The sequence below is a fragment of the Thiomicrorhabdus chilensis DSM 12352 genome (genome assembly GCF_000483485.1).
Lineage (GTDB): Bacteria > Pseudomonadota > Gammaproteobacteria > Thiomicrospirales > Thiomicrospiraceae > Thiomicrorhabdus > Thiomicrorhabdus chilensis.
The window spans coordinates 1,708,030-1,729,377 of sequence record NZ_KI519609.1; the positions used below are offsets into that span (position 1 = coordinate 1,708,030).

The window sequence follows — 21,348 nt, forward strand, 5'->3', positions numbered from 1 at the left end:
TATACACCGGCTCATCATGCTTGATGACAACTGAATGAAGAATAGATGGCCTCTTAATGACAGTTTGGTCGTTTGGTCGTTTATTGAACAAGCCAACGCGCCGCAGTAATGTAGAGCGTTTAAGTAAGGTTCTTACTGCTCTCAAATAACCATTAATAATTTTTTTTGTAAATAAACATACATTGATGGCAGACTCTCTTTACTTTGCTATACTGACTTTATACACACTATTAACAGGGATAAGCATGGCGCAGTCGATCGGCTCTCTTTTTTCCACCGACACCTTAATTCAAGGCTTGACCAATGCCGGTTATGCCGTGAGCATCGCCGATGCCCAGCAGCCTGATCTTCCTCTGATTTTCGTGAATCAAGTTTTCTCAAACCTGACCGGCTATACCCCTGAAGAAGTCATTGGAAAAAACTGCCGATTCTTACAGGACGAAACCACCAGCCAAACCGCTCTGAAAACCATTCGCGAGGCAATCCAAAGCCATTCCACTTGTCAGGTTCAATTAACCAACACCACCAAATCCGGACGTCGTTATCTCAGTCAGCTGACCCTGTTTCCGGTATTTGATGACAACCATAAATTAACCTATTATTTGGGCTTTCAGCGCGACCTTTCGGCACAGGACAACCTATCCAGATCATTGGAGACCCTGCATGAAAACCTGCAGGCCATCTTTTCGAGCATGTCCGAAGGCGTGGTCATCCAAAACCACGCTGGCGAAATTATTGAAGCCAATGCCGCCGCACAAAGTATTCTCGGGCTCGATTTAGAGCAATTAATGGGTAAAACCTCCATCGACCCTTCATGGCGTACCGTTCATGAAGACGGTAGCCCTTACCCCGGTGAATTCCACCCTTCAATGCGGGTGCTTAAAACCGGTAAACCGATTTTAAAAGAGATTATGGGGGTCTATAAACCCGACGGCTCCATACGCTGGATTCAAATCAATTCACAACCGATTATCCACCACTCAGATTCCGACAATTCCAATGCGGTGGTGACCACCTTTTCCGACATCACCCACCTCCGAGAAATTGAATCCTCTTTACGACATGTCAACTTTGAACTGCTGCAAAAAATTGAATCGCTCAATGTTTTGTCCAAAAGCTTTGAACAAGCTCAGCAAATCGCCAGTCTGGGTCACTGGATTCTGGAATCCGCCAGTAACAGACTGGTCTGGTCAGATGAAGTCTATCGAATATTTGGCGTTGAACCACAAAGTTTTGAAGCCACTTTTGAAGGCTTCATGAAATATGTCCATCCAGAAGATAGAGACGCGCTGAATCATGAGTACCTCGAATCGATTGAACAAAAACGCACCTACAATCTGACCCACCGCATCATACGTGAAGATGGCCGTGTTGGTTTTGTGCAAGAACGCGGGTTCCATGATTTTGATGCAAAGGGTGAGATTGTGCGTTCGGTCGGCACCGTGACTGACATCACCGAACAACACCGTAAAGATTTTGAAATCGATAACTTCGTTAACCTGGTCAACAATCAGGTCATCATGTCCAGAACCGACTTGACCGGCAAGATTATCGAAGTCAGTGATTTCTTCTGCCAGGTATCCGGATACAGTCGGGAAGAACTGATCGGCCAAAACCAGAATATTGTGCGCCATCCCGACTCACCCAAAAGACTGTTTAAAGAGCTTTGGAACACCATCCAAAGTGGAAAAACCTGGCAAGGTGAAATTAAAAACCTACGCAAGGACGGAAGTTTTTACTGGGTTGAAAGTCGCGTTTCGCCGGATTATGACCACCTTGGAAACCATACTGGCTACATCTCATTGAGACTTGATATCACCGCGCAAAAGGCGCTTGAGGAAGTGGCGATTAAGGACGAAATGACCGGCCTATATAACCGACGCCACTATAATCACATGCTGCATAAAGAGATTCAACGAGCTAAACGTCAGGGCTTATGGCTCTGCTTTATCATGATTGATGCCGACAACTTCAAAAAATACAACGACACCTACGGCCACCAAGCCGGTGACGAGGTTCTAAAACAAATTGCCCACACCATGCAACGCACCTTCAAGCGAGCTGGTGATTTGTCTTTTAGGTTGGGCGGGGAAGAATTTGCCGTTTTGTTTGAAGTGGAACATAAAGAAGACGGGCTGAACATGTCTGAAAAGATTCGCCAAGCCATGTTTGACCTGAACATTGAACATTCAGGCAACTTACCTTGGCTGCGCGTTACCCTGTCAATTGGGGCGTTACTGATGAATCCAAAACAAACCTACGTGGAAGAAGAGATCTACAAGTATGCGGATGAGGCGCTTTACAAAGCCAAAGCCAATGGTCGCAATCGGGTCGAACTGGTGAACGAGCACGATGTGGAGCTGTTTTAGAACAGCCTCACCTCAAACATCCATCGCTAAAACCTTGCTTCAAAAAATCATTGGCTTTTCGCCATGAACAGGGCGCTTTCCAAACTTTTGCATACCGACATAAATCCGGATTTATGACAAAAGACCGCATCGGTCAATCCCGAAACGGCATTGAGATCTTCGCCGTTCAAGCCACGAAATCTCTGCGGAAGATGGTTTTGAGCACCATTACAAAACACCCCATAGCCTTCCGAGCCTTTAGGATAAACCACACGGGTGATTTCAGGGTGCGAACGAATGAAGTCTTTAAAAGGCAGGTTTTCTGCCAACACCAACACGCCCTCATCCACATTCTTGGCGCACTCCTCAAGCTGCACCACCACTTCAGCCTCTTTAATGGCTGTCTTGATGAAGTTGTTCAAAATACCGCTGGTGAATTCGATCGCTTGATTAAAGGCCGCTTGTTGCTGCTCCACGTCATCGGTTGACGACGCGTTCATCATGCCAATCAACATCGACACCGATGGCCTGGGATCTTCCGAGTAGACCCCGTTATCCACCGCATCGATATCCTTGATGATTTTCTGATCCACCCAATTCAAAGCAAACTGACGTTCATAGTCCCCTTCAAGCCCTTTGGCCGCCAGAACCTCAATGCCGTAATGCTCCCACACCAAACCTGCGGTGGCATAAGGTGTGCCATCGCTACGTTCACGGGTAAAGCTATTCTGATGATGGTCAAAGCGCAAACTCTGTGGATCATACTCACCGCCCACATCCAGAACAATTTCGGCCTGCTCGATTACCTGCTGATCTCTGGAACGGACAACTTCCTTCTCTCCAAGCATCAAAATCATCGCAATGGCAAAAACTTCATCGGCGTGAAAACGACCTGAGTGGGTGACTATCATTCAATTTCCTTAATTTAAAACTTTATAACATTCAAGTTGAGGAGGATATGTTAGTGCATTTTGTCTATGAATTGAGACGAATGACTAAAAAATAGAAATCTTGAAAATTGGGCAAAAAACGTTACTGAACCAAAGACCTTATCGTTACCAAGCCACAAATCTCGTGTGTTTATGACTCTTTTTCAGATTTAACATCTGACCATAAGTTGAAAAAATAAAATACCAAACCAACAGCCAACACCCACCAACCGGTTGAAACCAATGTATTTGAAAAATTTACAGCCATTTCTTTTTCAACAAAGTCATCAGCCCAATAGGGTGAATAGGCCATTACAATACCGATTAAGATCAATATGCGTGCTATACGCTTTCTTATCACTGGATTAATTTGCATCATAGATTCAATTAAACGTTTCCCTAAATGATCACTCACTCATTTCACCTCATACAAATTCTTCTTTAATGAAAAAGTATAAAAGACATTGACTCAATTGGTTGTTTTATTGCAAGTTATTAATGCCCTGTTTTTTCATACTGAATTTTTGACAGTAAATTTGGACAATAAAAAAGCCAGGCTTCAAAACACTGTAAGTGTATGAAATACCTGGCTTTCGAATGTGGTAGCGGGGGCTGGATTTGAACCAACGACCTTCGGGTTATGAGCCCGACGAGCTACCAAGCTGCTCCACCCCGCGACAATTTTTAAACCGTAACGTTTCCGTTTCGATGGGGCGTATTATAGGGGGTTACAGGAATATTACAACCCCCTTTTATAAATAAGTTTAAACAACCATTAATTTTTTTTGGTTTGTAAAAACTTTTTGAGGTTGTAACGGTATATAAAGCCGGGGAAAGCGAAGATTACGAACATAAAGAAGGTAATCGCATAAAACTCCCAGTCTTGCTCTTGTACATGCCCCATGCTCTTCTGTTCTAGCAGATAAGCGAGTATGCCGGTTAGGATGAAGTACAGTAGCCATTCAAGCAGATTGATCACAAAGGACTTATTAGGCACTTTGATGAACATAAACAATCGATTGGATAAAACCCAAGGAATATTGGCTAAGATGATAGCGGTTATTAACAATAACCATACGGATTGGTCTAAGGTCATAAATTATTCTCTTATTGACAAAAAAAGCCCGCTTAACGGGCTTTTATAATATTCCTGGTGAAGCCTATTGCATACCGATGCTTTGGTAACACAGCTCAATCAAGGATGAAGGCATTAGCCCTAACACTAATAAAGCAATTGAAACAAAACTTACTGCCCAATTCAACTGAGAACTAATAGGGTTAAGTGGAGATTCATCATTCGGTTTATCAAAGTAAATGGCTTTCAATACACGCAAGTAATAGAAGGCACTGATTACCGCAGTAATGACCGCAATCACGGCAATCCAGGTAAATCCGGCCTTGACAACCTCTTCAATGACCAGAATCTTGGCGAAGAACCCGATGAACGGAGGAATACCCGCCATTGAGAACATGATAATCAACATCATCAGAGCCAACCATGGATTACGCGCATTCAGCCCTTTGAAATCGGCGATTTTATCGAACTCATGCCCGGTTCTGGACAGTGCAATAATCATCCCAAACCCGGCAACCCCCGTCAGTGCATAAACAATGACATAGAACATCGCACTGGCGTATCCGTCCGGGTTAGCGGCCAAAATACCTAAGAGTAGGAAACCGACATGCCCGATACCAGAATAAGCCAGCATGCGCTTGAGGTTTTCTTGCACGATGGCAACAATCGCCCCAACAATCATCGACAGAATAGACATAATGATGATCAATGTTTGCCAGTCGGCAACCAAGCCTGGCATACCTTCTACCAGAAGACGGTATAGGATCGCAAATGCGGCGATCTTAGGAGCCGTACCCAAATATAAGGTCACAGCAGTCGGTGCACCGTGGTAGACATCAGGAGCCCACATATGGAAAGGCACTGCACCAAGTTTAAAGGCCAGACCGATAACCACAAACACTACACCAAAAGAAAGCACGACTGCATCGGCTTTACCGCTTTCTATAATCTGCGCCACTTCTGGAAGCGTAATCGAACCGGTGGCACCGTATAGCATTGAGAAACCATACAACAACATACCCGTGGCCAAAGCACCCAACACGAAGTACTTCATACTGGATTCAACCGCATCGGATGAGTCACGACGTAAGGCGATCATGGCATACATGGCCAAAGACATAATTTCCAGCCCTAGATATAGGGTAATGAAATTATGCGCCGAAACCATGACAAACATCCCCAAGACCCCAAACAAACCGAGGACGAAGTATTCTCCGCTGTAGAATTTATGCTGTAGCAGGTATTCTTTTGAAAACAGGAAAATACCCAGTGAAACTAAGATGATAAACAACTTGAGGATATCGGCGAAACTATCACGCACAAAGCTGCCATCAAAGGTGATGACTTGAGTGGTAGCAAAGCTTGTCATAATGAAATAAGCCGCAACAATCAAAGCAATTTGTGTCGCGTAGTAAGTCGCAAACTGATAACGCTTAGACCAGAAGGTATCCGCGACCAAAATGAACGACGCCATTGCCAATAGAACCATTTCTGGGATGGCGGGTGCAAAAGCAGGTATTACAAAATTCATACTGTTAATTCACCTATATCCAATTAAAGTTTTGAAGTTGTTGCTTGAACAAGCAAGTTTTCCACAGAAGTGTGCATCACTTCCATCAGTGGACCTGGATAAACCCCAAGAACAACAACTGCAACGGCCAAGGTTGCCATAATGGCAAACTCGCGCTTGTTAAGATCCGTTAGATTTTCTACGTTTTCATTGGTAATCGGACCAAAGAACACACGCTTAACCATCCATAAGGTATAAGCCGCACCAATTATGAGGGTCAGAGCGGCAATCGTACCAAACCATAAATTGGCTTTGAAGGCGCTCAAGATAACCATGAATTCACCTACGAACCCTGAGGTACCCGGAAGACCGACATTCGCCATGGAAAACAATACGGCAAACATGACAAACCAAGGCATTTTGTTGACCACACCACTGTAGGCGGAAATTTCACGGGTATGCATGCGATCATAAAGCACACCGATGGCCAGGAACATGGCTCCAGAAATGAACCCGTGAGAGATCATTTGCACCATCGCACCTTCCATACCTAACTGAGCACCTTGCAGTGAACCGGTATTTTGGACGATGTCGTACAAGACAAACATACCTAAAGTCACAAAGCCCATATGTGAAATGGAGGAGTAAGCCACCAGTTTTTTCATATCACTTTGCACCAGAGCGACAATCCCGATATAGACAATCGCAATCAGTGACAGACCAATGACCAACCAATCCAATGCCATGGACGCATCCGGCGTGATTGGCAAACTGAAACGCACAAAACCATAGCCCCCCATCTTAAGCATGATGGCGGCTAGCACGACAGAACCTGCCGTAGGCGCTTCAACGTGAGCATCCGGCAACCAGGTATGTACCGGGAACATTGGAATCTTGACAGCAAAGGCGATCAGGAAGGCCAGGAAAATCAAAGTTTGAGCCGTCATTCCCAACTGCATGGTGTGCATATCCAGAATTGAGAAACTGCCTGACAGATAGAACATGTACAGGAAGCTGACCAGCATGAAGACCGAACCAAAGAAAGTATAAAGGAAGAACTTCAAGGTCGCATAAACTCGACGTGGACCACCCCATTTACCGATGACGATAAACATTGGGATCAACAAGGCTTCCCAGAATACATAAAACAGAATCGAATCCAATGCAACGAAAACACCGGTCATCAAACCGCCCATGATCAGGAAAGCCCCCATATACTGCTCGACTCGATCCTTAATCACATCCCAAGCGGAAGCAATCACTAACACTTGGGTAAAGGTGGTCAAGAGTACAAGAGGCATGGAAAGACCATCAACACCCAGATGATAATAGATATTGAAAGCTGGGATCCATTCAACCTTTTCTACAAACTGCATAGAAGCCGTGGTCGTGTCAAAACCGGCCCACAACGGCAAAGACAAAATAAAGGTTGCCATAGCCGTTGCTAAAGACAGCCATTTAGCAGCAGCATCGTTGTTACGGCCCGCAAAAAGAACTAACAAGCCACCGATAATCGGCAGCCAAATTAGAGTACTTAATATAGGATAGCTTGATAACATGTAGTCTATTCCCTTCTCTTCTTATTCTTCTAAATTACCAAAGTACCCAAACCAGCATCGCTAGCAGGCCAAAAATCATTACAAACGCATAGTGATACAAGTACCCCGTTTGCGTTTCACGCAGGCTGGTTGCCGAATGCAAAATGGTTTTGCAGGTGTTCATAACCATGCCGGTATCAATCAGCTTGTTATCGACAGACTTGCTGAAGAACTGACCTAACTTGCGAGTACCGTCAACGAATACAATTTCATTTAAGCGATCGAAACCATAAGCGTTATCCAACACATAGAAACCGCGAGGGCAAAGTGCCTTGAGTTTTCCAGGGATATTAGGCTGCTTGATGTACATAAACCAAGCAAGCAGAACACCCGACAAGGCAAGGATAACCGGCAAGGTCACAAACGAATGCAGAATCATATCCAGCACACCGTTATAGTAATTATTGTAAACCGCCAGCATGGTATCGTTCTGGGCCGAGATAAATACAGAGCTACCGAAGTAGGTACCGTCCAGCATGGATTCGATCATCGGCAGACCCATCAACACGGCTGGGATTGACAACAAAATCAAGGGAAGCGTCACCACCCAAGGCGACTCTTTCATCTCATGCGTGCGGACATATTCACTCTCTTCTCCATGGAAGACCAAGAAGAACATACGGAAGCTGTAGAAAGCGGTAACAAACACACCCGCCATCAGAAGCACATAGGCAAAGGTCGCACCATAACGCTCACTTTCGTTTAGAGAAAGCAGGATACTGTCTTTGGAGAAGAATCCTGAGAATCCTGGGAAACCAATCAAGGCAAGTGATCCGACCAACATGGCCACATAGGTAATCGGCATGTACTTCTTAAGCCCACCCATATCACGGATGTCTTGTTTGTGATGCATGGCGATAATGACTGAACCTGCCGCCAAGAACAACAAGGCTTTGAAAAAAGCGTGCGTCAATACGTGGAACATACCGGCAGCATAGGCTGATGCCCCCAAAGCAGCCGTCATGTAACCCAATTGGGAAAGCGTGGAATAGGCTACCACTCGTTTAATATCGTTTTGGATCAAGCCCAACAGCCCCATCATGAAGGCGGTCAAAGCCCCGACAATCAAGACAAAGCTTAATGCCGCTTCAGACAACTCGAACGCAGGAGATAGACGCGCCACCATAAAGATACCCGCTGTAACCATGGTAGCCGCGTGAATCAAAGCGGAAATCGGAGTTGGACCTTCCATGGATTCCGGTAACCAAACATGCAATGGCATCTGTGCCGATTTACCCATAGCCCCGATAAACAACAAGATCAGCATCAAGGTGATCATTGACCATTCCACACCCGGAATGATTTCAATCATCACATCACGTTGAGTGGTTAACTGTGCAAAAAACTCTTTGTAATCCATAGTATTGAAATAAACGAATACCATGGCGATACCGAGGATAAAACCGAAATCACCAACACGGTTAACCAAGAAGGCTTTCAAGTTAGCCTGAATTGCCGATTCACGTTTCATATAGAAACCGATCAACAGGTACGAGACCAGACCCACTGCTTCCCAACCGAAGAAAAGCTGCAGGAAGTTGTTGGCCATAACCAGTGACAACATAGAAAAAGTGAATAACGAAATATAGCTGAAGAATCGCTGATAGTAAGGATTATGGTGGTCGTAATCTTCATCGTGATCCATATAGCCAATGGTATAGATATGCACCATCAACGAAACAAAGGTTACCACCAACATCATCGTTGCAGACAGTTCATCGATCATAAAGCCGATTTCAAAACGAATGCCGTCACTCACCATCCAAGTATACAAACTGGCGTTATACGCTTCGTGCCCGTTCAATACGAACAAGCTAAATACATAGGCTGACAGGACAGTTGAAATGGCTACGCCGATAATGGTTACAGTATGCGCACCTTTGCGCCCTACTTGTCGCCCGAATAAACCAGCAATCATTGAGCCCAAAAGAGGCGACAATAAAATTACGGTAAGAATAAAGTGTAACATCAACAACTACCCCTTAAGTGATCCAAGATCATCGACATTGATGCTCTTACGGTTACGGAACACAAGTACAATAATGGCCAAACCTATGGCTGCTTCAGCGGCGGCCACCGTTAAAATAAAGAAAACGAAAATCTGTCCGGTCACATCGTTTAAATAATGTGAAAAGGCAACCAGATTCGTGTTGACCGCTAAAAGTAGTAATTCAATCGACATCAATAAGACAATGATATTTTTCCGGTTGAGGAAAATACCCGCCATACTGATCGTAAACAGAACAGCACCAAAAATAAGATAATCCGATAAAGCAATCACTTGCTGTCCTCCTCGTTAACCGGCAGCGATTTCTCGACCACCGAATCCATTTTCACCATTCTCAAACGATCCGCAGCTTGGGTCTTCACCTGCTTATCAATATTCTGATAGAGCACTTCTTTCGGTGCACGTCGGCGCAAAGTCAATGCAATGGCTGCCACGATTCCCACTAAAAGCAGTACCGCAGCTAAAACAAAGGCATAGGCATGAGTGGTGTAGAGAGGAACACCGATAGACTTGGTGTTGCTATAGTCGGCATCATGCACCACTGGCGCTCCAGTAACTTCTAACCCGAAATGGTCCGGTCCAAGCACCATGTACATCATGCCAAACGTGGCGGCGGCTGCAATCGCTCCCAAAGGCAGATAACGTGTAAAGCCCTCTTTAAGCTGAGCCAGGTTGATATCCAGCATCATGACCACAAACAGGAACAACACCATGACGGCTCCCACATATACCAATATGAGCACCAGTCCTAAAAATTCAGCTTGGGCAATGATCCAAATCGCTGCGGTCGTAATAAAGGTTAAAACCAACCACAAAGCCGCCTTAACCGGGTTTTTTACTGTAATCACCATCAAACCAGAGACGACGGCCATTGCAGCAAGTAGATAAAAAATAAATTGCTCGAATGTCATGTTGAAATCTCTTTAATTAACGATATTTAGCATCTGCGGCGCGGTCTGCAGCAATTTGCTCTTCATGTTTATCCCCAAAAGCCAATAATTTGTCTTTGGTCATAATATGAGGGCCACGCTCATGGAATTCATATTCAAATACTCGGGTTTCAACAATCGCATCAACCGGACAGGCCTCTTCACAAAAACCACAGTAGATGCACTTGAACATATCAATGTCATACTGCGTGGTTCTTCTCGAGCCATCATCACGTTCTTCAGATTCGATGGTAATCGCATTAGCCGGACAAACCGCTTCACACAACTTACAAGCGATGCAACGCTCTTCTCCATTCTCATAACGACGTAAGGCGTGATGCCCCCTGAAACGAGGTGATAATGGTGTTTTTTCCTCTGGATAACGAACGGTGATCTTCTTTTTAAAAAGGTACTTACCGGTTAATGCAAGCCCCTTAAAGAGTTCGAGTAAACCAAAGGTCTTAACTTGATGTTTAATAAATTTAACCATGTCTACCTCTAATTAATTAAACCAAGGACCAAATTGGAAATATTGCATGGCACCCACAACAAATACCCAAACAATGGTCACAGGAATTAACACTTTCCAACCTAAACGCATCAGCTGGTCATAACGGTATCTTGGGAAAGTCGCACGAAGCCAAAGGAATACAAACAGTAAGAAACTGACTTTAAATGCCAACCAGCCAAATGCTGGCACCCATGCAAATAGAGTTTCCAAAACTGGCACGCCTTCAAATGGCGATAACCAGCCACCCAAGAACATGATAGCCGTCATGAAAGAGATCAAAATCATCATCGCGTACTCGGCCAGCATAAAGACACCAAACGTCATACCAGAGTACTCAACATGGAAACCAGCGACGATTTCAGCTTCACCCTCAATGATATCGAACGGGGTTCGGTTGGTTTCGGCCAAACCGGAAAGCAAGTAGACCACAAACATGGGCAATAACGGCAACAAATACCAGTTAAGAATGCCACCTTGCTGACCTTCAACAATTTCCTGCAGGTTCATACTACCGGCAATCATCAAGACCGTCACCAAAGCGAATCCCATGGCGATCTCATAAGAAATCTTTTGGGCGGAGCCACGCAAGGCTCCTAAAAACGCATACTTGGAGTTAGAAGCCCAACCGGCAATGATGGTTCCGTACACCAAAATCGAAGATACGGCCAAGACATACAAAATACCGGCGTTGATATCCGACACCACCACTTCCGGTGAAAATGGAATCACGGCCCAGACAGCAACCGCAGGAGCAATGGCCAGTACCGGCGCAATGATGAATAAGAACTTATTGGACTGCTGAGGGAAAATAACCTCTTTGGTCATCAACTTCAAAGCATCGGCAATCGGCTGCAACCAACCACCCGGCCCTACTCGGTTTGGTCCCATTCGAACCTGCATATAACCGATCACTTTACGTTCAGCATAGGTCAACCAGGCAACAGTCAGCATAATAGGCAATATCACCATAACCGCCTGAATGACTAAAGTAATGACTATTGCCAGCCAATCATATAAAAAGCTAGATAAAAAGGCTTGGATCGCATCAAACATCTAAATTATCCTCTTAATGTCAGCTGAGCGTTGGCATCTGGGGTAGCCTGTAGAGACGGAGAACGTCTGACTATTCCATCAATCGCATAAGGTGAAATCATGTGATAAGACTCATCGGCATTATCAAGTTCGACTTGCACGGCGTTAAAGTCGATTTGAGGCTGATCATTATCCAACACCTCTGCTAGAACCTCATTGGAGTGAGTCTGTTCGAATCCTTGTAAATCGAACAGATTTCCAAGCACACGCAACACCTTCCATCCGGCTTTAGCCTCACCCTTAGGTTCAACCGCCATCTTAAAAGATTGCTTGAGCCCATTGGCATTCACATAAGTTCCAGCTGTTTCTGCAAAACTAGCAATCGGGAGCAAGACATCGGCATACTCACGTTGACTTGCACTATCGAAAAGCGCAAAGTTGACCACAAAGTCGGCTTGTTTCATAGCATTCAGTGCGGCCTGTGATTCAACGCAATCAAATTCAGGTTCAATGCCATAATTGATGAAAACGGAGAGTTTGTCATTCAACATTTGTGACACGTTTTTACCTTTTTGAGGCAAACAATTCACCACATGAGCACCTAAATCATTGGCGGCCATAGGTAGGATATTCAAAGTAGCACCGGTTTCTTGGGCGATGACCGAAGCGATTTTTTGCAATCTGGCAAAACTCGCGTGGCTTTGGGCAATTTGTCCGAGCATAATTTCAGCTTTATCTGCCGCTTTCAAAGATTGTACGATTTGACGGTGTACATCACTGACTTCGATATCGTCTAACCAGGCCTGCTCATTTTCACTGGTAATTTCAACCGCCGCTTTTGCAACCGCCGCCAGCTGTGAAACCAGGTTGTCTTGATCGGCAATGATCTCATTAGCCAACTTATAGTTGAAATCAAACGACATCGGGTTAACAACATGAACCTGAGCGTTATCTAATGCTGCTTTACGGATACGGTGGTTCAAAATGGGTAATTCTTTGCGTAGATAAGAGCCAATCAATAAAACTGAATCGGATTTTTCGATGGCGTCAATTGAAGTTTGCAGGCTCGGAGTTTGATACCCGTTTACATCCATCGAAAAATCGGTTTGACGAAGTCGATGATCGATATTTTCAACACCCAAACCACGCGCGAGTTTTTGCAACAGATGTAACTCTTCCAACGTAGCGCTCGGTGAAGCCAGAACGCCCACTTTTTCGGAATTAGTGAGCTTGGCTTTAAGGCCATCCACAACGAATTGCAATGCAGTTTCCCAGTCAACCGTGATCCAGTGTCCATTCTGCTTGATTTGCGGGGCAGTCAAACGCTCCGAAGAGTTAATGCCTTCGTAGGCAAAACGATCACGATCGGACAGCCATACTTCGTTGATTGATTCATTTTCTCGAGGAACAACTCGTTTTACTTCATCGTCCTTAGAATGAACGATAATATTGGAACCCATGCTGTCGTGTGGGGCGATGCCATTATGAGACTTCAATTCCCAGGCACGCGCGGAATAGCGGAAAGGTTTTGATGTCAAAGCACCCACCGGGCACAAATCGATCATGTTCCCTGACATTTCGGAGGTGATGGATTTTTCAATATAGGTACCGATCTCCATCCACTCACTGCGACCGGTCGCGCCCAACTCCATCATTCCGGCCACTTCTTGGCCAAAACGCACACAACGTGTACAGTGGATGCAGCGTGTCATATCCGTTTGGATCAAGGAGCCGGCATCACGATCGCCGACGATGCGTTTGGCTTCTGTGTATCGCGATACGTCGTCACCATAATCCATGGCCACGTCTTGCAATTCACACTCACCACCTTGGTCACAAATTGGGCAGTCCAACGGGTGGTTGATCAGCAAGAACTCCATCACCGACTTTTGCGCTGCAATGGCTTTAGCTGATTTAGTATGGACTTTCATGCCATCGGTAACTGGGGTGGCACAAGCAGGCAGTGGTTTCCACGCACCTTCCACTTCAACCAAACACATACGGCAGTTGGCAGCAATTGAAAGCTTCTTGTGGTAACAAAAACGGGGAATTGAAATCTGCGCTTCATCAGCGACATCTATCAACATGTCCCCCTCACGCGCTTCGACAATTTGTCCGTTAATTTCTACTTTTACCATAATTCTTTAACCTAATTAAACTTAGCTGAGATCTATAGATTCTCTAAGAGATTCGATTATTGACGGTCGTAAATGCTGCAACCGTGCTCAATGTAATGTCTGAATTCATGTTCATAATGCTCAAGAGCACTGGTCATCGCGATAGTAGCGGCATCCCCAAGACCACAGATAACATTCCCCATGATCTTGCCAGACACATTTTTCAAGCTTTCAATATCTTCTGGACGGCCCTTGCCTTCACGAATACGTTTGACAACTCGGTACAGCCAGCCTGTTCCTTCACGACAAGGAGTGCACTGACCGCAAGATTCATCCCAGTAGAAATGGCTCAGGTTTTCAATCACCTTAACGATATCGGTTTGATCATCCATAATGATGACCGAGCCTGCCCCAAGAAAAGAACCCGCCTTAGCAATGGAATCGTAATCCATATTCATCGCCATGGCTTTTTCAGCCGGCAAGATAGCCGTAGATGCACCACCAGGGATCACGCACTTCAATTCACGACCTTTCCAGATACCGCCTGCGGCATCCAAAAGGTCTTTAAACGGCGTCCCCATGCGAACCTCAAAGTTGCCAGGTTTTTCAACATGGCCAGAAACGGCATAACACTTTGTTCCGCCGGCATTTTCAACACCCAAGTCGGCAAACCATTTACCGCCTTTAGCCAAAATCATAGGAATGGAAGCCAGGGTTTCCGTGTTGTTGATGGTAGTGGGCTTACCATAAAGACCGTAACTGGCAGGAAACGGCGGCTTGAAACGTGGCTGACCTTTTTTACCTTCAATCGACTCGACTAAAGCGGTTTCTTCACCACAAATATAAGCCCCTGCACCTAAATGCGTATATAAATCAAAGTCAAAGCCAGATCCTAGAATGTTCTTTCCTAACAGGCCTGCTTCACGTGCTTGATTGATGGCGTTGTCAAAACGCTTGTATGGTTCCCAGAACTCACCGCGAATGTAGTTGTACCCTGCGGTTGCACCAATCACGTAACCGGCGATCATCATACCCTCAACCAACTGATGCGGGTTATAGCGCATGATATCGCGATCTTTAAAGGTACCGGGTTCGCCTTCATCAGAATTACAGAGTATGTACTTATCGCCTGGAGCCAAACGATTCATAAAACTCCACTTAAGACCAGTCGGGAATCCGGCACCACCACGGCCACGGATACCTGACGTTTTCACTTCTTCGATGATCTCTTGCGGGTCCAGTTCTCCGGCAAGGACTTTTTTCCAAATTTCATAACCACCGTTGGCCATGTAGACATCAATGTCCCATGAACGGTCCAAGTGGTTTAAACGGTAACAGCATTCATTTTGCGGCATCATAACGTTTACTCCAACTCAGTAATCAGTTTATCTAGATATTCTTCAGTCAGGTTTTCGTGGTAATCCTTACCTAACTGCATCATTGGAGCTCCGCCACACGCGCCCAAACACTCGACTTTCTTGATGGAGAATTTACCATCCGGCGTGACTTCACCTACTTTGACGCCCAAGCGCTTTTCAAGATAGGCGATGATGTCGTCCTTACCGCGTAACATGCAAGAGATGCTGTTACAAACACAGAACTTAAACTCGCCGACAGGCTGATGTTCATAGTTACCGTAAAAGGTCGCCACTTCATAAACCGCAATCGGAGGCATTTCAAGATAATCTGCTATCTCGTCCATCAACTCCGTTGTCAAGTAACCGCCACTGACTTCCTGCACAATGCGTAAAGCCGGCATAACGGCAGACTGTCTTTGATCGGCAGGATAATTGGAAATCCAACGGTCAATACGAGACTTAACGTCTCCAGTGATTATTTTGGTGTTTTTAGCGGTTGAACTCATCGGTCAACTTCTCCAAATACAATATCTTGCGTTCCAATTATGGAAACAACATCGGCGATCATATGCCCTTTTGTCATCTCCTCTAACGACGCTAAATGCGCAAATCCTGGTGCTCTGACTTTCATGCGGTAGGGTTTGTTCGCACCATCAGATACCATATAAATGCCAAATTCACCTTTTGGGTGTTCAACGGCAGAGTAAGCTTCATTCGTAGGAATCGTGTAACCCTCAGTAAACAGCTTGAAGTGATGAATCAACGCTTCCATGTTGGACTTTGCATCTTCACGTGATGGCGGTGTCACCTTATGGTCATCCGCAATCACCGGCCCCGGGTTTTCCTTAAGCCACTTGACACACTGCTTAATAATTTTGTTGGACTCGCGCATCTCTGCGACACGTACCAGATAGCGGTCATAAGTATCCCCAGTTGAACCAACCGGAATATCGAAATCCAGTTTGTCATACACTTCATAAGGTTGCTTTTTACGCAAATCCCACTCGATGCCGGAACCGCGCAACATCGGCCCAGTAAAGCCAAGCTGCAAGGCTCTTTCAGGAGAGACAATACCGATATCAACGGTACGCTGCTTCCAGATTCGGTTGTCTGTCAACAGGGTCTCATATTCATCGACATAACCTGGAAAACGCTCAGTGAAGGCTTCAATGAAATCCAACAAAGAACCTTCACGGGTCTCATTCAACTTGTCTAGTTTCTTACCTGAGTGCCACTTTGATTCTGAGTACTTAGCCATGGTTTCCGGCAAATCACGGTAAACCCCACCTGGACGGTAATAAGTGGCGTGCATACGTGCGCCGGATACGGCTTCATAACAATCCATTAAATCTTCACGTTCACGGAATGCATACAAAAAGACTGTCATAGCACCAATATCGAGCGCGTGAGCACCTAGCCACATCAAGTGGTTCAGAATTCGCGTGATTTCGTCAAACATCACACGAATATACTGGGCACGTTCAGGCACTTCTAGATCCAACATTTTTTCGATCGCCATGACATAAGCGTGCTCGTTGGCCATCATGGAGACGTAATCCAAGCGATCCATATAACCAATAGACTGGTTGTAGGGCTTGAATTCAGCCAATTTTTCAGTACCGCGATGCAATAACCCTATGTGCGGATCGGCACGGACAATCGTTTCACCGTCCAGTTCCAGCACCAGACGAAGTACACCATGTGCGGAAGGATGCTGAGGTCCAAAGTTAAGCGTATAGTTACGAATTTCAGGCATAATAATTCTCCTACTTAAACCTTGGGGGAAGCATCTTCACGGATCACGCGAGGAACATTCACACGGTTCTCGATTGATACAGGTTCATAGACAACACGACCTTTTTCAGCGTCATAACGCATTTCAACATGGCCGGTCAGCGGAAAATCTTTTCTTAAAGGATGACCAACGAAACCGTAATCGGTCAAAATTCTGCGTAAGTCCGGATGGTTGTTAAACAAAATCCCAAATAGGTCAAAAGCTTCACGCTCAAACCAGTTGGCACAACTCCAGATTTGAATCACGGAATCTACCGTTGGAAGTTGTGTTGATTCGGGAAAAACCTTAACGCGTAGTCTTATATTGTTCTGAATGGAAAGCAAGTGATAGACAACAGCAAAACGACGTTCTTGATTTTTTGCTTCCTCATCCTCTTCAACGGCAAAATCAAAAACTCCTCGACTGAAACCAGTATTGGCGGCTTTCATGGTTTCCCAGTTTGCCTGCCCAAAATCCAGGTAGTCGATACCACACAGGTCAATCAACTGTTCAAATCCAAGATCATCTCTGAGCATGGTGAAGGCGTCGATTGCATCATCCGGTTTGAGTTCGATAGTCAGTTCATCCAAAGCAATGTTGGAGCTGACAACCCGACCACCTAAGACATCGTTAATTTTGTTTTGTAAATCTAATACAGACTGTTTCATAACTTACTTCTTATCGTGATTAACGTGCAATCGTATTGGTACGTTTGATTTTATTCTGAAGCTGGATAATACCGTACAGCAAAGCTTCTGCAGTCGGGGGACAACCTGGAACATAAACATCCACGGGAACGATGCGATCACACCCTCTGACAACGGAATAAGAATAATGGTAGTAGCCGCCGCCGTTAGCGCAGGAACCCATGGAGATAACCCAACGAGGCTCTGCCATCTGGTCATAGACTTTACGCAATGCCGGAGCCATTTTATTGACTAAGGTGCCTGCAACGATCATCACATCGGATTGACGCGGACTCGGTCTGAAAATAATCCCAAAGCGATCCAAGTCATAACGTGACGCACCGGCGTGCATCATTTCAACAGCACAACAAGCCAAACCGAAAGTCATAGGCCATAATGAACCGGTACGCGCCCAGTTAATTAATTTATCCGCGGAAGTGGTGACCACCCCTTCTTTCAAAACGCCTTCTATTCCCATTCTAATGCACCTTTTTTCCACTCATAGATAAACCCAACCACAAGCAGTGACAGGAAAACACCCATAGCAAGCAAACCAAACGTTCCTACCTCATCAAGCACGACAGCCCAAGGAAACAGGAATGCGATTTCCAGATCGAAAATAATGAAAAGAATAGCTACCAGATAGAAGCGCACGTCGAACTTCATACGCGCATCTTCAAAGGCTTCAAAACCACACTCGTAAGGAGAGTTTTTTTCTGAATCTGGTTTTTGGGGACCCAACAAGTACCCGACCAAAATAGGACCGACTCCGAAGAGCACTCCCAGTATTACAAAGACCAGGACAGGAAGATAACTTTCTAGCATTGGTTCTAAACCTCTTCTAGCGTTTTTAATAAAAGGCCTTTGCAACCCTGCAAAGGCTTGTTAAATGGTGCCGATGGCCGGACTCGAACCGGCACAGCTTGCGCTACCACCCCCTCAAGATGGCGTGTCTACCAATTTCACCACATCGGCTTTGTTTGTTTTAATTTGGAACAACCGGTGCATCTGTAGCAGGCTGTTCTTCAGCCGCTTTTTCTACCTGTTGTTTGGCCACACTTTGATATCCCTTAGCCTGCTGACTGCCGATATAGGCTAGCGTCAAACTGGTCACAAAGAACAAGGTGGCGACAATCGCCGTCAATCTTGACAAAAAGGTTGCAGAACCACCACTGCCAAATACGGACTGGGACGAACTCCCTCCCCCGAAATTAGCACCGGCATCTGCACCCTTTCCTTGCTGCAAAAGCACCAAGACGATCAAGATGACTGCGATGAGAATATGAATACCTAAAATAATTTGAAACATAATTAGCCTGCTGCTTTACAAATAGCAATAAAATCATTCGCATTCAGTGAGGCACCGCCAATTAGTCCGCCGTCGATATCAGGCTGACCAAACAGTTCAACTGCATTATCTGGCTTAACGCTCCCACCATACTGAATAACAACCTTTGACGCCACATCCGCATTCAAACCTGACAGCTTGCCGCGAATAAAAGCGTGTACTTCTTGTGCTTGTTGTGGAGAGGCCGTCTTACCGGTGCCAATGGCCCATACCGGCTCATATGCAATCACGACCTTGTCAAACGATTCAATCCCAACAACATCAAGCACCGCATCCAACTGAGTTGCAATGACAGATTCCATCACACCCGATTCACGCTCTTCCAGAGTCTCACCCACACATAGAATTGGAGTCACACCTGCTTTTAAGGCCACATCCACTTTTGTGGCAATTTGCGAATCGGTTTCACCATAAAGTGCGCGTCTCTCGGAATGACCTAAAATCACATAATTACAATCCATGTCTTTTAACATGGCTACAGACTGCTCACCGGTAAAAGCCCCTTGATTAGCTTCTTCGGCCATATTTTGAGCGCCTACGGCAATCCGGTTTCCAGCTAAAACACGATTGACATAATCGATGTAAATAGCAGGCGGACAGATAGCAACATCAACGTCTCCAATCTCTGCTATCTTTGAATTCAAATCCGACACCAATGTCAGAATGGATGCCTTAGATCCGTGCATTTTCCAGTTACCTGCAACAAACGGCTTTCTCATCTGCTATTCTCCAACACAAAATTTCAACAATATTAGCGTTTTCTTTTGGGAATTACAATATTGCAATTTCATGAAAATTCTGATTCAACGGCCTCTGCAAGCTGATTAGCGCACGCTTCCACCAAGCTCAAATCTTTACCTTCCACCATCACCCGAATCAAAGGCTCAGTCCCCGACGGGCGAATCAGAACTCGTCCATCTTCGCCCAGCTTTGCCTCTACTTTTTCAATTTCGGCTTGAATGGTTAAATTGGCCTGCAGGTCTTTTACCTGATTTTCAATTTTGATATTTTTAAGCACGTTTGGAAACTTAGTCATTCCGCGCTTCATTTCGTGGAGGTTGCGCCCAGAATCAACCAAAACTCTCATCACCTGTAATGCGGCTACAATACCATCACCCGTTGTAGTCTTATCCAGGCACAATACATGCCCAGACGCCTCGGCTCCCAAACTCCAGCCAGCTTTAGTGAGCTTTTCCATTACATAACGATCACCAACGGCTGCCCGCTGCAACTGGATTCCCTGATTTTTCAAAGCCAACTCCAACCCCAAGTTGGACATAACCGTTCCAACCACTCCCGCTACGGGAGTTTTTGAACCCACCGCAAGGATATAGAGAATTTCATCACCGTCAACCACCTCTCCTTTGTGGTCAACCATCATGACGCGGTCACCATCACCATCAAAGGCAATACCCAGATCAGCGCCCAACTCTAAAACCTTAAGCTGCAGCGCTTTGAGAGAAGTCGCACCACACGCCTGATTGATATTAATACCGTCCGGCTTGTCACCTATGGTTGAAACATTCGCTCCCAATTCCTCAAACACACTGGGAGCAATATGATAGGTCGCGCCATTTGCGCAATCCAACACAATATTAAGCCCATCCAGTTTTTGTTTTGCATCATAGGTACTTTTACAAAACTCAATATAACGACCCGCCGCATCCTCAATTCGTTTCGCTTTGCCCAATAATTCAGAAGGCGCTACCTCGAGATCACCTTCGAATAGCGCCTCTATTTCAAGCTCCACCTCATCGGAAATTTTCCTTCCCTTGGAAGAAAAAAACTTAATCCCATTATCATGATGTGGGTTATGTGAGGCACTGATCACAATCCCGGCATCCGCATGAAATGTCTGAGTCAGATAAGCAATGGCGGGGGTCGGCATCGGACCCAGCAGCATCACATCCACTCCCGCTGAAATAAATCCAGCCTCAAGAGCGGATTCAAACATATAGCCGGAAATGCGGGTATCCTTGCCAATCATGACTTTGGACTCACCGCGCGCCTTCAAAACTTTTCCAGTCGCCCAGCCAAGCTTTAAAATTTGATCCGGACGAATCATGCCACTTCCAACACGATTACGAATCCCGTCGGTACCGAAATATTTTTTTTGCATTCTATT

Annotated in this window: 21 protein-coding genes and 2 tRNA genes; 1 reads left to right on the plus strand and 22 read right to left on the minus strand. The window is 45.4% G+C overall.

Going from position 1 to position 21,348, the window contains the following annotated elements:
- Positions 1 to 245: 245 nt before the first annotated feature.
- Positions 246 to 2,369, plus strand: coding sequence for a sensor domain-containing diguanylate cyclase (locus tag B076_RS13055; protein WP_028486871.1), 2,124 nt, complete (start codon positions 246 to 248; stop codon positions 2,367 to 2,369).
- A 47-nt stretch (positions 2,370 to 2,416) separates the two neighbouring features.
- Here the strand turns inward: B076_RS13055 and B076_RS0108180 are convergent, their stop codons facing one another.
- From B076_RS0108180 to glmM, 22 genes are all read right to left on the minus strand, one after another.
- A complete protein-coding gene (locus B076_RS0108180) occupies positions 2,417 to 3,259 on the minus strand; it encodes an MYG1 family protein (RefSeq protein WP_028486872.1) in 843 nt (280 codons plus the stop codon).
- A gap of 169 nt (positions 3,260 to 3,428) precedes the next feature.
- Positions 3,429 to 3,692, minus strand: coding sequence for a hypothetical protein (locus tag B076_RS13300; RefSeq protein WP_157753541.1), 264 nt, complete (start codon positions 3,690 to 3,692; stop codon positions 3,429 to 3,431).
- A gap of 185 nt (positions 3,693 to 3,877) precedes the next feature.
- Positions 3,878 to 3,954 (minus strand) — tRNA-Met (locus tag B076_RS0108190).
- A gap of 98 nt (positions 3,955 to 4,052) precedes the next feature.
- Complete coding sequence (locus tag B076_RS0108195; RefSeq protein ID WP_028486873.1) at positions 4,053 to 4,373, minus strand: DUF2818 family protein; 321 nt, start codon at positions 4,371 to 4,373, stop codon at positions 4,053 to 4,055.
- Between the two features lie 64 nt (positions 4,374 to 4,437).
- Positions 4,438 to 5,883 carry an NADH-quinone oxidoreductase subunit NuoN gene (gene nuoN, locus B076_RS0108200; RefSeq protein ID WP_028486874.1) on the minus strand — a complete coding sequence of 482 codons (1,446 nt, stop codon included), beginning with the start codon at positions 5,881 to 5,883 and terminating at the stop codon, positions 4,438 to 4,440.
- A 23-nt stretch (positions 5,884 to 5,906) separates the two neighbouring features.
- Positions 5,907 to 7,421: an NADH-quinone oxidoreductase subunit M gene (locus tag B076_RS0108205; RefSeq protein WP_028486875.1), complete on the minus strand. Its 1,515-nt coding sequence runs from the start codon at positions 7,419 to 7,421 to the stop codon at positions 5,907 to 5,909.
- Between the two features lie 34 nt (positions 7,422 to 7,455).
- Entirely contained in the window at positions 7,456 to 9,429 is a 1,974-nt protein-coding gene (nuoL, locus tag B076_RS0108210; protein ID WP_028486876.1) for an NADH-quinone oxidoreductase subunit L, read from the minus strand.
- Between the two features lie 6 nt (positions 9,430 to 9,435).
- Positions 9,436 to 9,741 (minus strand): NADH-quinone oxidoreductase subunit NuoK, encoded by a 306-nt coding sequence (nuoK, locus tag B076_RS0108215; RefSeq protein ID WP_028486877.1) that lies wholly within the window; start codon positions 9,739 to 9,741, stop codon positions 9,436 to 9,438.
- Positions 9,738 to 10,379, minus strand: coding sequence for an NADH-quinone oxidoreductase subunit J (locus tag B076_RS0108220; RefSeq protein WP_028486878.1), 642 nt, complete (start codon positions 10,377 to 10,379; stop codon positions 9,738 to 9,740). Before B076_RS0108220 ends, nuoK begins: the two co-directional genes overlap by 4 nt.
- A 16-nt stretch (positions 10,380 to 10,395) precedes the next feature.
- Entirely contained in the window at positions 10,396 to 10,887 is a 492-nt protein-coding gene (gene nuoI, locus B076_RS0108225) for an NADH-quinone oxidoreductase subunit NuoI (RefSeq protein ID WP_028486879.1), read from the minus strand.
- A gap of 12 nt (positions 10,888 to 10,899) precedes the next feature.
- Positions 10,900 to 11,961: an NADH-quinone oxidoreductase subunit NuoH gene (gene nuoH / locus B076_RS0108230; RefSeq protein WP_028486880.1), complete on the minus strand. Its 1,062-nt coding sequence runs from the start codon at positions 11,959 to 11,961 to the stop codon at positions 10,900 to 10,902.
- A gap of 5 nt (positions 11,962 to 11,966) precedes the next feature.
- The gene (gene nuoG / locus B076_RS0108235; protein WP_028486881.1) at positions 11,967 to 14,078 is read right to left on the minus strand and encodes an NADH-quinone oxidoreductase subunit NuoG; all 2,112 of its coding nucleotides are present in this window, start codon (positions 14,076 to 14,078) and stop codon (positions 11,967 to 11,969) included.
- Between the two features lie 56 nt (positions 14,079 to 14,134).
- Entirely contained in the window at positions 14,135 to 15,415 is a 1,281-nt protein-coding gene (gene nuoF, locus B076_RS0108240) for an NADH-quinone oxidoreductase subunit NuoF (RefSeq protein WP_028486882.1), read from the minus strand.
- Positions 15,416 to 15,420: 5 nt separating this feature from the next.
- On the minus strand, positions 15,421 to 15,921 hold the full coding sequence (nuoE, locus tag B076_RS0108245; RefSeq protein WP_028486883.1) for an NADH-quinone oxidoreductase subunit NuoE: 501 nt from the start codon (positions 15,919 to 15,921) through the stop codon (positions 15,421 to 15,423).
- Positions 15,918 to 17,171, minus strand: coding sequence for an NADH-quinone oxidoreductase subunit D (locus tag B076_RS0108250; RefSeq protein WP_028486884.1), 1,254 nt, complete (start codon positions 17,169 to 17,171; stop codon positions 15,918 to 15,920). Before B076_RS0108250 ends, nuoE begins: the two co-directional genes overlap by 4 nt.
- Before the next feature lie 14 nt (positions 17,172 to 17,185).
- Positions 17,186 to 17,857 (minus strand): NADH-quinone oxidoreductase subunit C, encoded by a 672-nt coding sequence (locus B076_RS0108255; protein ID WP_028486885.1) that lies wholly within the window; start codon positions 17,855 to 17,857, stop codon positions 17,186 to 17,188.
- 19 nt (positions 17,858 to 17,876) lie between these two features.
- Positions 17,877 to 18,353 carry a NuoB/complex I 20 kDa subunit family protein gene (locus B076_RS0108260; RefSeq protein ID WP_011370241.1) on the minus strand — a complete coding sequence of 159 codons (477 nt, stop codon included), beginning with the start codon at positions 18,351 to 18,353 and terminating at the stop codon, positions 17,877 to 17,879.
- Positions 18,344 to 18,700 (minus strand): NADH-quinone oxidoreductase subunit A, encoded by a 357-nt coding sequence (locus B076_RS0108265; RefSeq protein WP_028486886.1) that lies wholly within the window; start codon positions 18,698 to 18,700, stop codon positions 18,344 to 18,346. The genes B076_RS0108260 and B076_RS0108265 overlap by 10 nt, the downstream gene beginning before the upstream one ends.
- A gap of 65 nt (positions 18,701 to 18,765) precedes the next feature.
- Positions 18,766 to 18,850: transfer RNA gene (locus B076_RS0108270), tRNA-Leu, on the minus strand.
- 10 nt (positions 18,851 to 18,860) lie between these two features.
- A complete protein-coding gene (gene secG, locus B076_RS0108275) occupies positions 18,861 to 19,184 on the minus strand; it encodes a preprotein translocase subunit SecG (protein WP_028486887.1) in 324 nt (107 codons plus the stop codon).
- Between the two features lie 2 nt (positions 19,185 to 19,186).
- Entirely contained in the window at positions 19,187 to 19,942 is a 756-nt protein-coding gene (tpiA, locus tag B076_RS0108280) for a triose-phosphate isomerase (protein WP_028486888.1), read from the minus strand.
- A gap of 68 nt (positions 19,943 to 20,010) precedes the next feature.
- Positions 20,011 to 21,342, minus strand: a complete 1,332-nt coding sequence (gene glmM, locus B076_RS0108285; RefSeq protein WP_028486889.1) for a phosphoglucosamine mutase — start codon at positions 21,340 to 21,342, stop codon at positions 20,011 to 20,013.
- Positions 21,343 to 21,348 lie beyond the last annotated feature (6 nt).

Coding starts and splice junctions, on each gene's coding strand:
- B076_RS0108255 (WP_028486885.1), bottom strand. CDS start 17,857: ATGAAACAGTCTGTATTAGATTTACAAAACAAAATTAACGATGTCTTA.
- B076_RS0108260 (WP_011370241.1), bottom strand. CDS start 18,353: ATGGGAATAGAAGGCGTTTTGAAAGAAGGGGTGGTCACCACTTCCGCG.
- nuoG (WP_028486881.1), bottom strand. CDS start 14,078: ATGGTAAAAGTAGAAATTAACGGACAAATTGTCGAAGCGCGTGAGGGG.
- secG (WP_028486887.1), bottom strand. CDS start 19,184: ATGTTTCAAATTATTTTAGGTATTCATATTCTCATCGCAGTCATCTTG.
- B076_RS0108195 (WP_028486873.1), bottom strand. CDS start 4,373: ATGACCTTAGACCAATCCGTATGGTTATTGTTAATAACCGCTATCATC.
- nuoF (WP_028486882.1), bottom strand. CDS start 15,415: ATGATGCCGCAAAATGAATGCTGTTACCGTTTAAACCACTTGGACCGT.
- nuoE (WP_028486883.1), bottom strand. CDS start 15,921: ATGAGTTCAACCGCTAAAAACACCAAAATAATCACTGGAGACGTTAAG.
- B076_RS0108220 (WP_028486878.1), bottom strand. CDS start 10,379: ATGACATTCGAGCAATTTATTTTTTATCTACTTGCTGCAATGGCCGTC.
- B076_RS13055 (WP_028486871.1), top strand. CDS start 246: ATGGCGCAGTCGATCGGCTCTCTTTTTTCCACCGACACCTTAATTCAA.
- nuoL (WP_028486876.1), bottom strand. CDS start 9,429: ATGTTACACTTTATTCTTACCGTAATTTTATTGTCGCCTCTTTTGGGC.
- tpiA (WP_028486888.1), bottom strand. CDS start 19,942: ATGAGAAAGCCGTTTGTTGCAGGTAACTGGAAAATGCACGGATCTAAG.
- B076_RS0108265 (WP_028486886.1), bottom strand. CDS start 18,700: ATGCTAGAAAGTTATCTTCCTGTCCTGGTCTTTGTAATACTGGGAGTG.
- nuoN (WP_028486874.1), bottom strand. CDS start 5,883: ATGAATTTTGTAATACCTGCTTTTGCACCCGCCATCCCAGAAATGGTT.
- B076_RS0108180 (WP_028486872.1), bottom strand. CDS start 3,259: ATGATAGTCACCCACTCAGGTCGTTTTCACGCCGATGAAGTTTTTGCC.
- nuoH (WP_028486880.1), bottom strand. CDS start 11,961: ATGTTTGATGCGATCCAAGCCTTTTTATCTAGCTTTTTATATGATTGG.
- B076_RS0108205 (WP_028486875.1), bottom strand. CDS start 7,421: ATGTTATCAAGCTATCCTATATTAAGTACTCTAATTTGGCTGCCGATT.
- glmM (WP_028486889.1), bottom strand. CDS start 21,342: ATGCAAAAAAAATATTTCGGTACCGACGGGATTCGTAATCGTGTTGGA.
- B076_RS0108250 (WP_028486884.1), bottom strand. CDS start 17,171: ATGCCTGAAATTCGTAACTATACGCTTAACTTTGGACCTCAGCATCCT.
- nuoI (WP_028486879.1), bottom strand. CDS start 10,887: ATGGTTAAATTTATTAAACATCAAGTTAAGACCTTTGGTTTACTCGAA.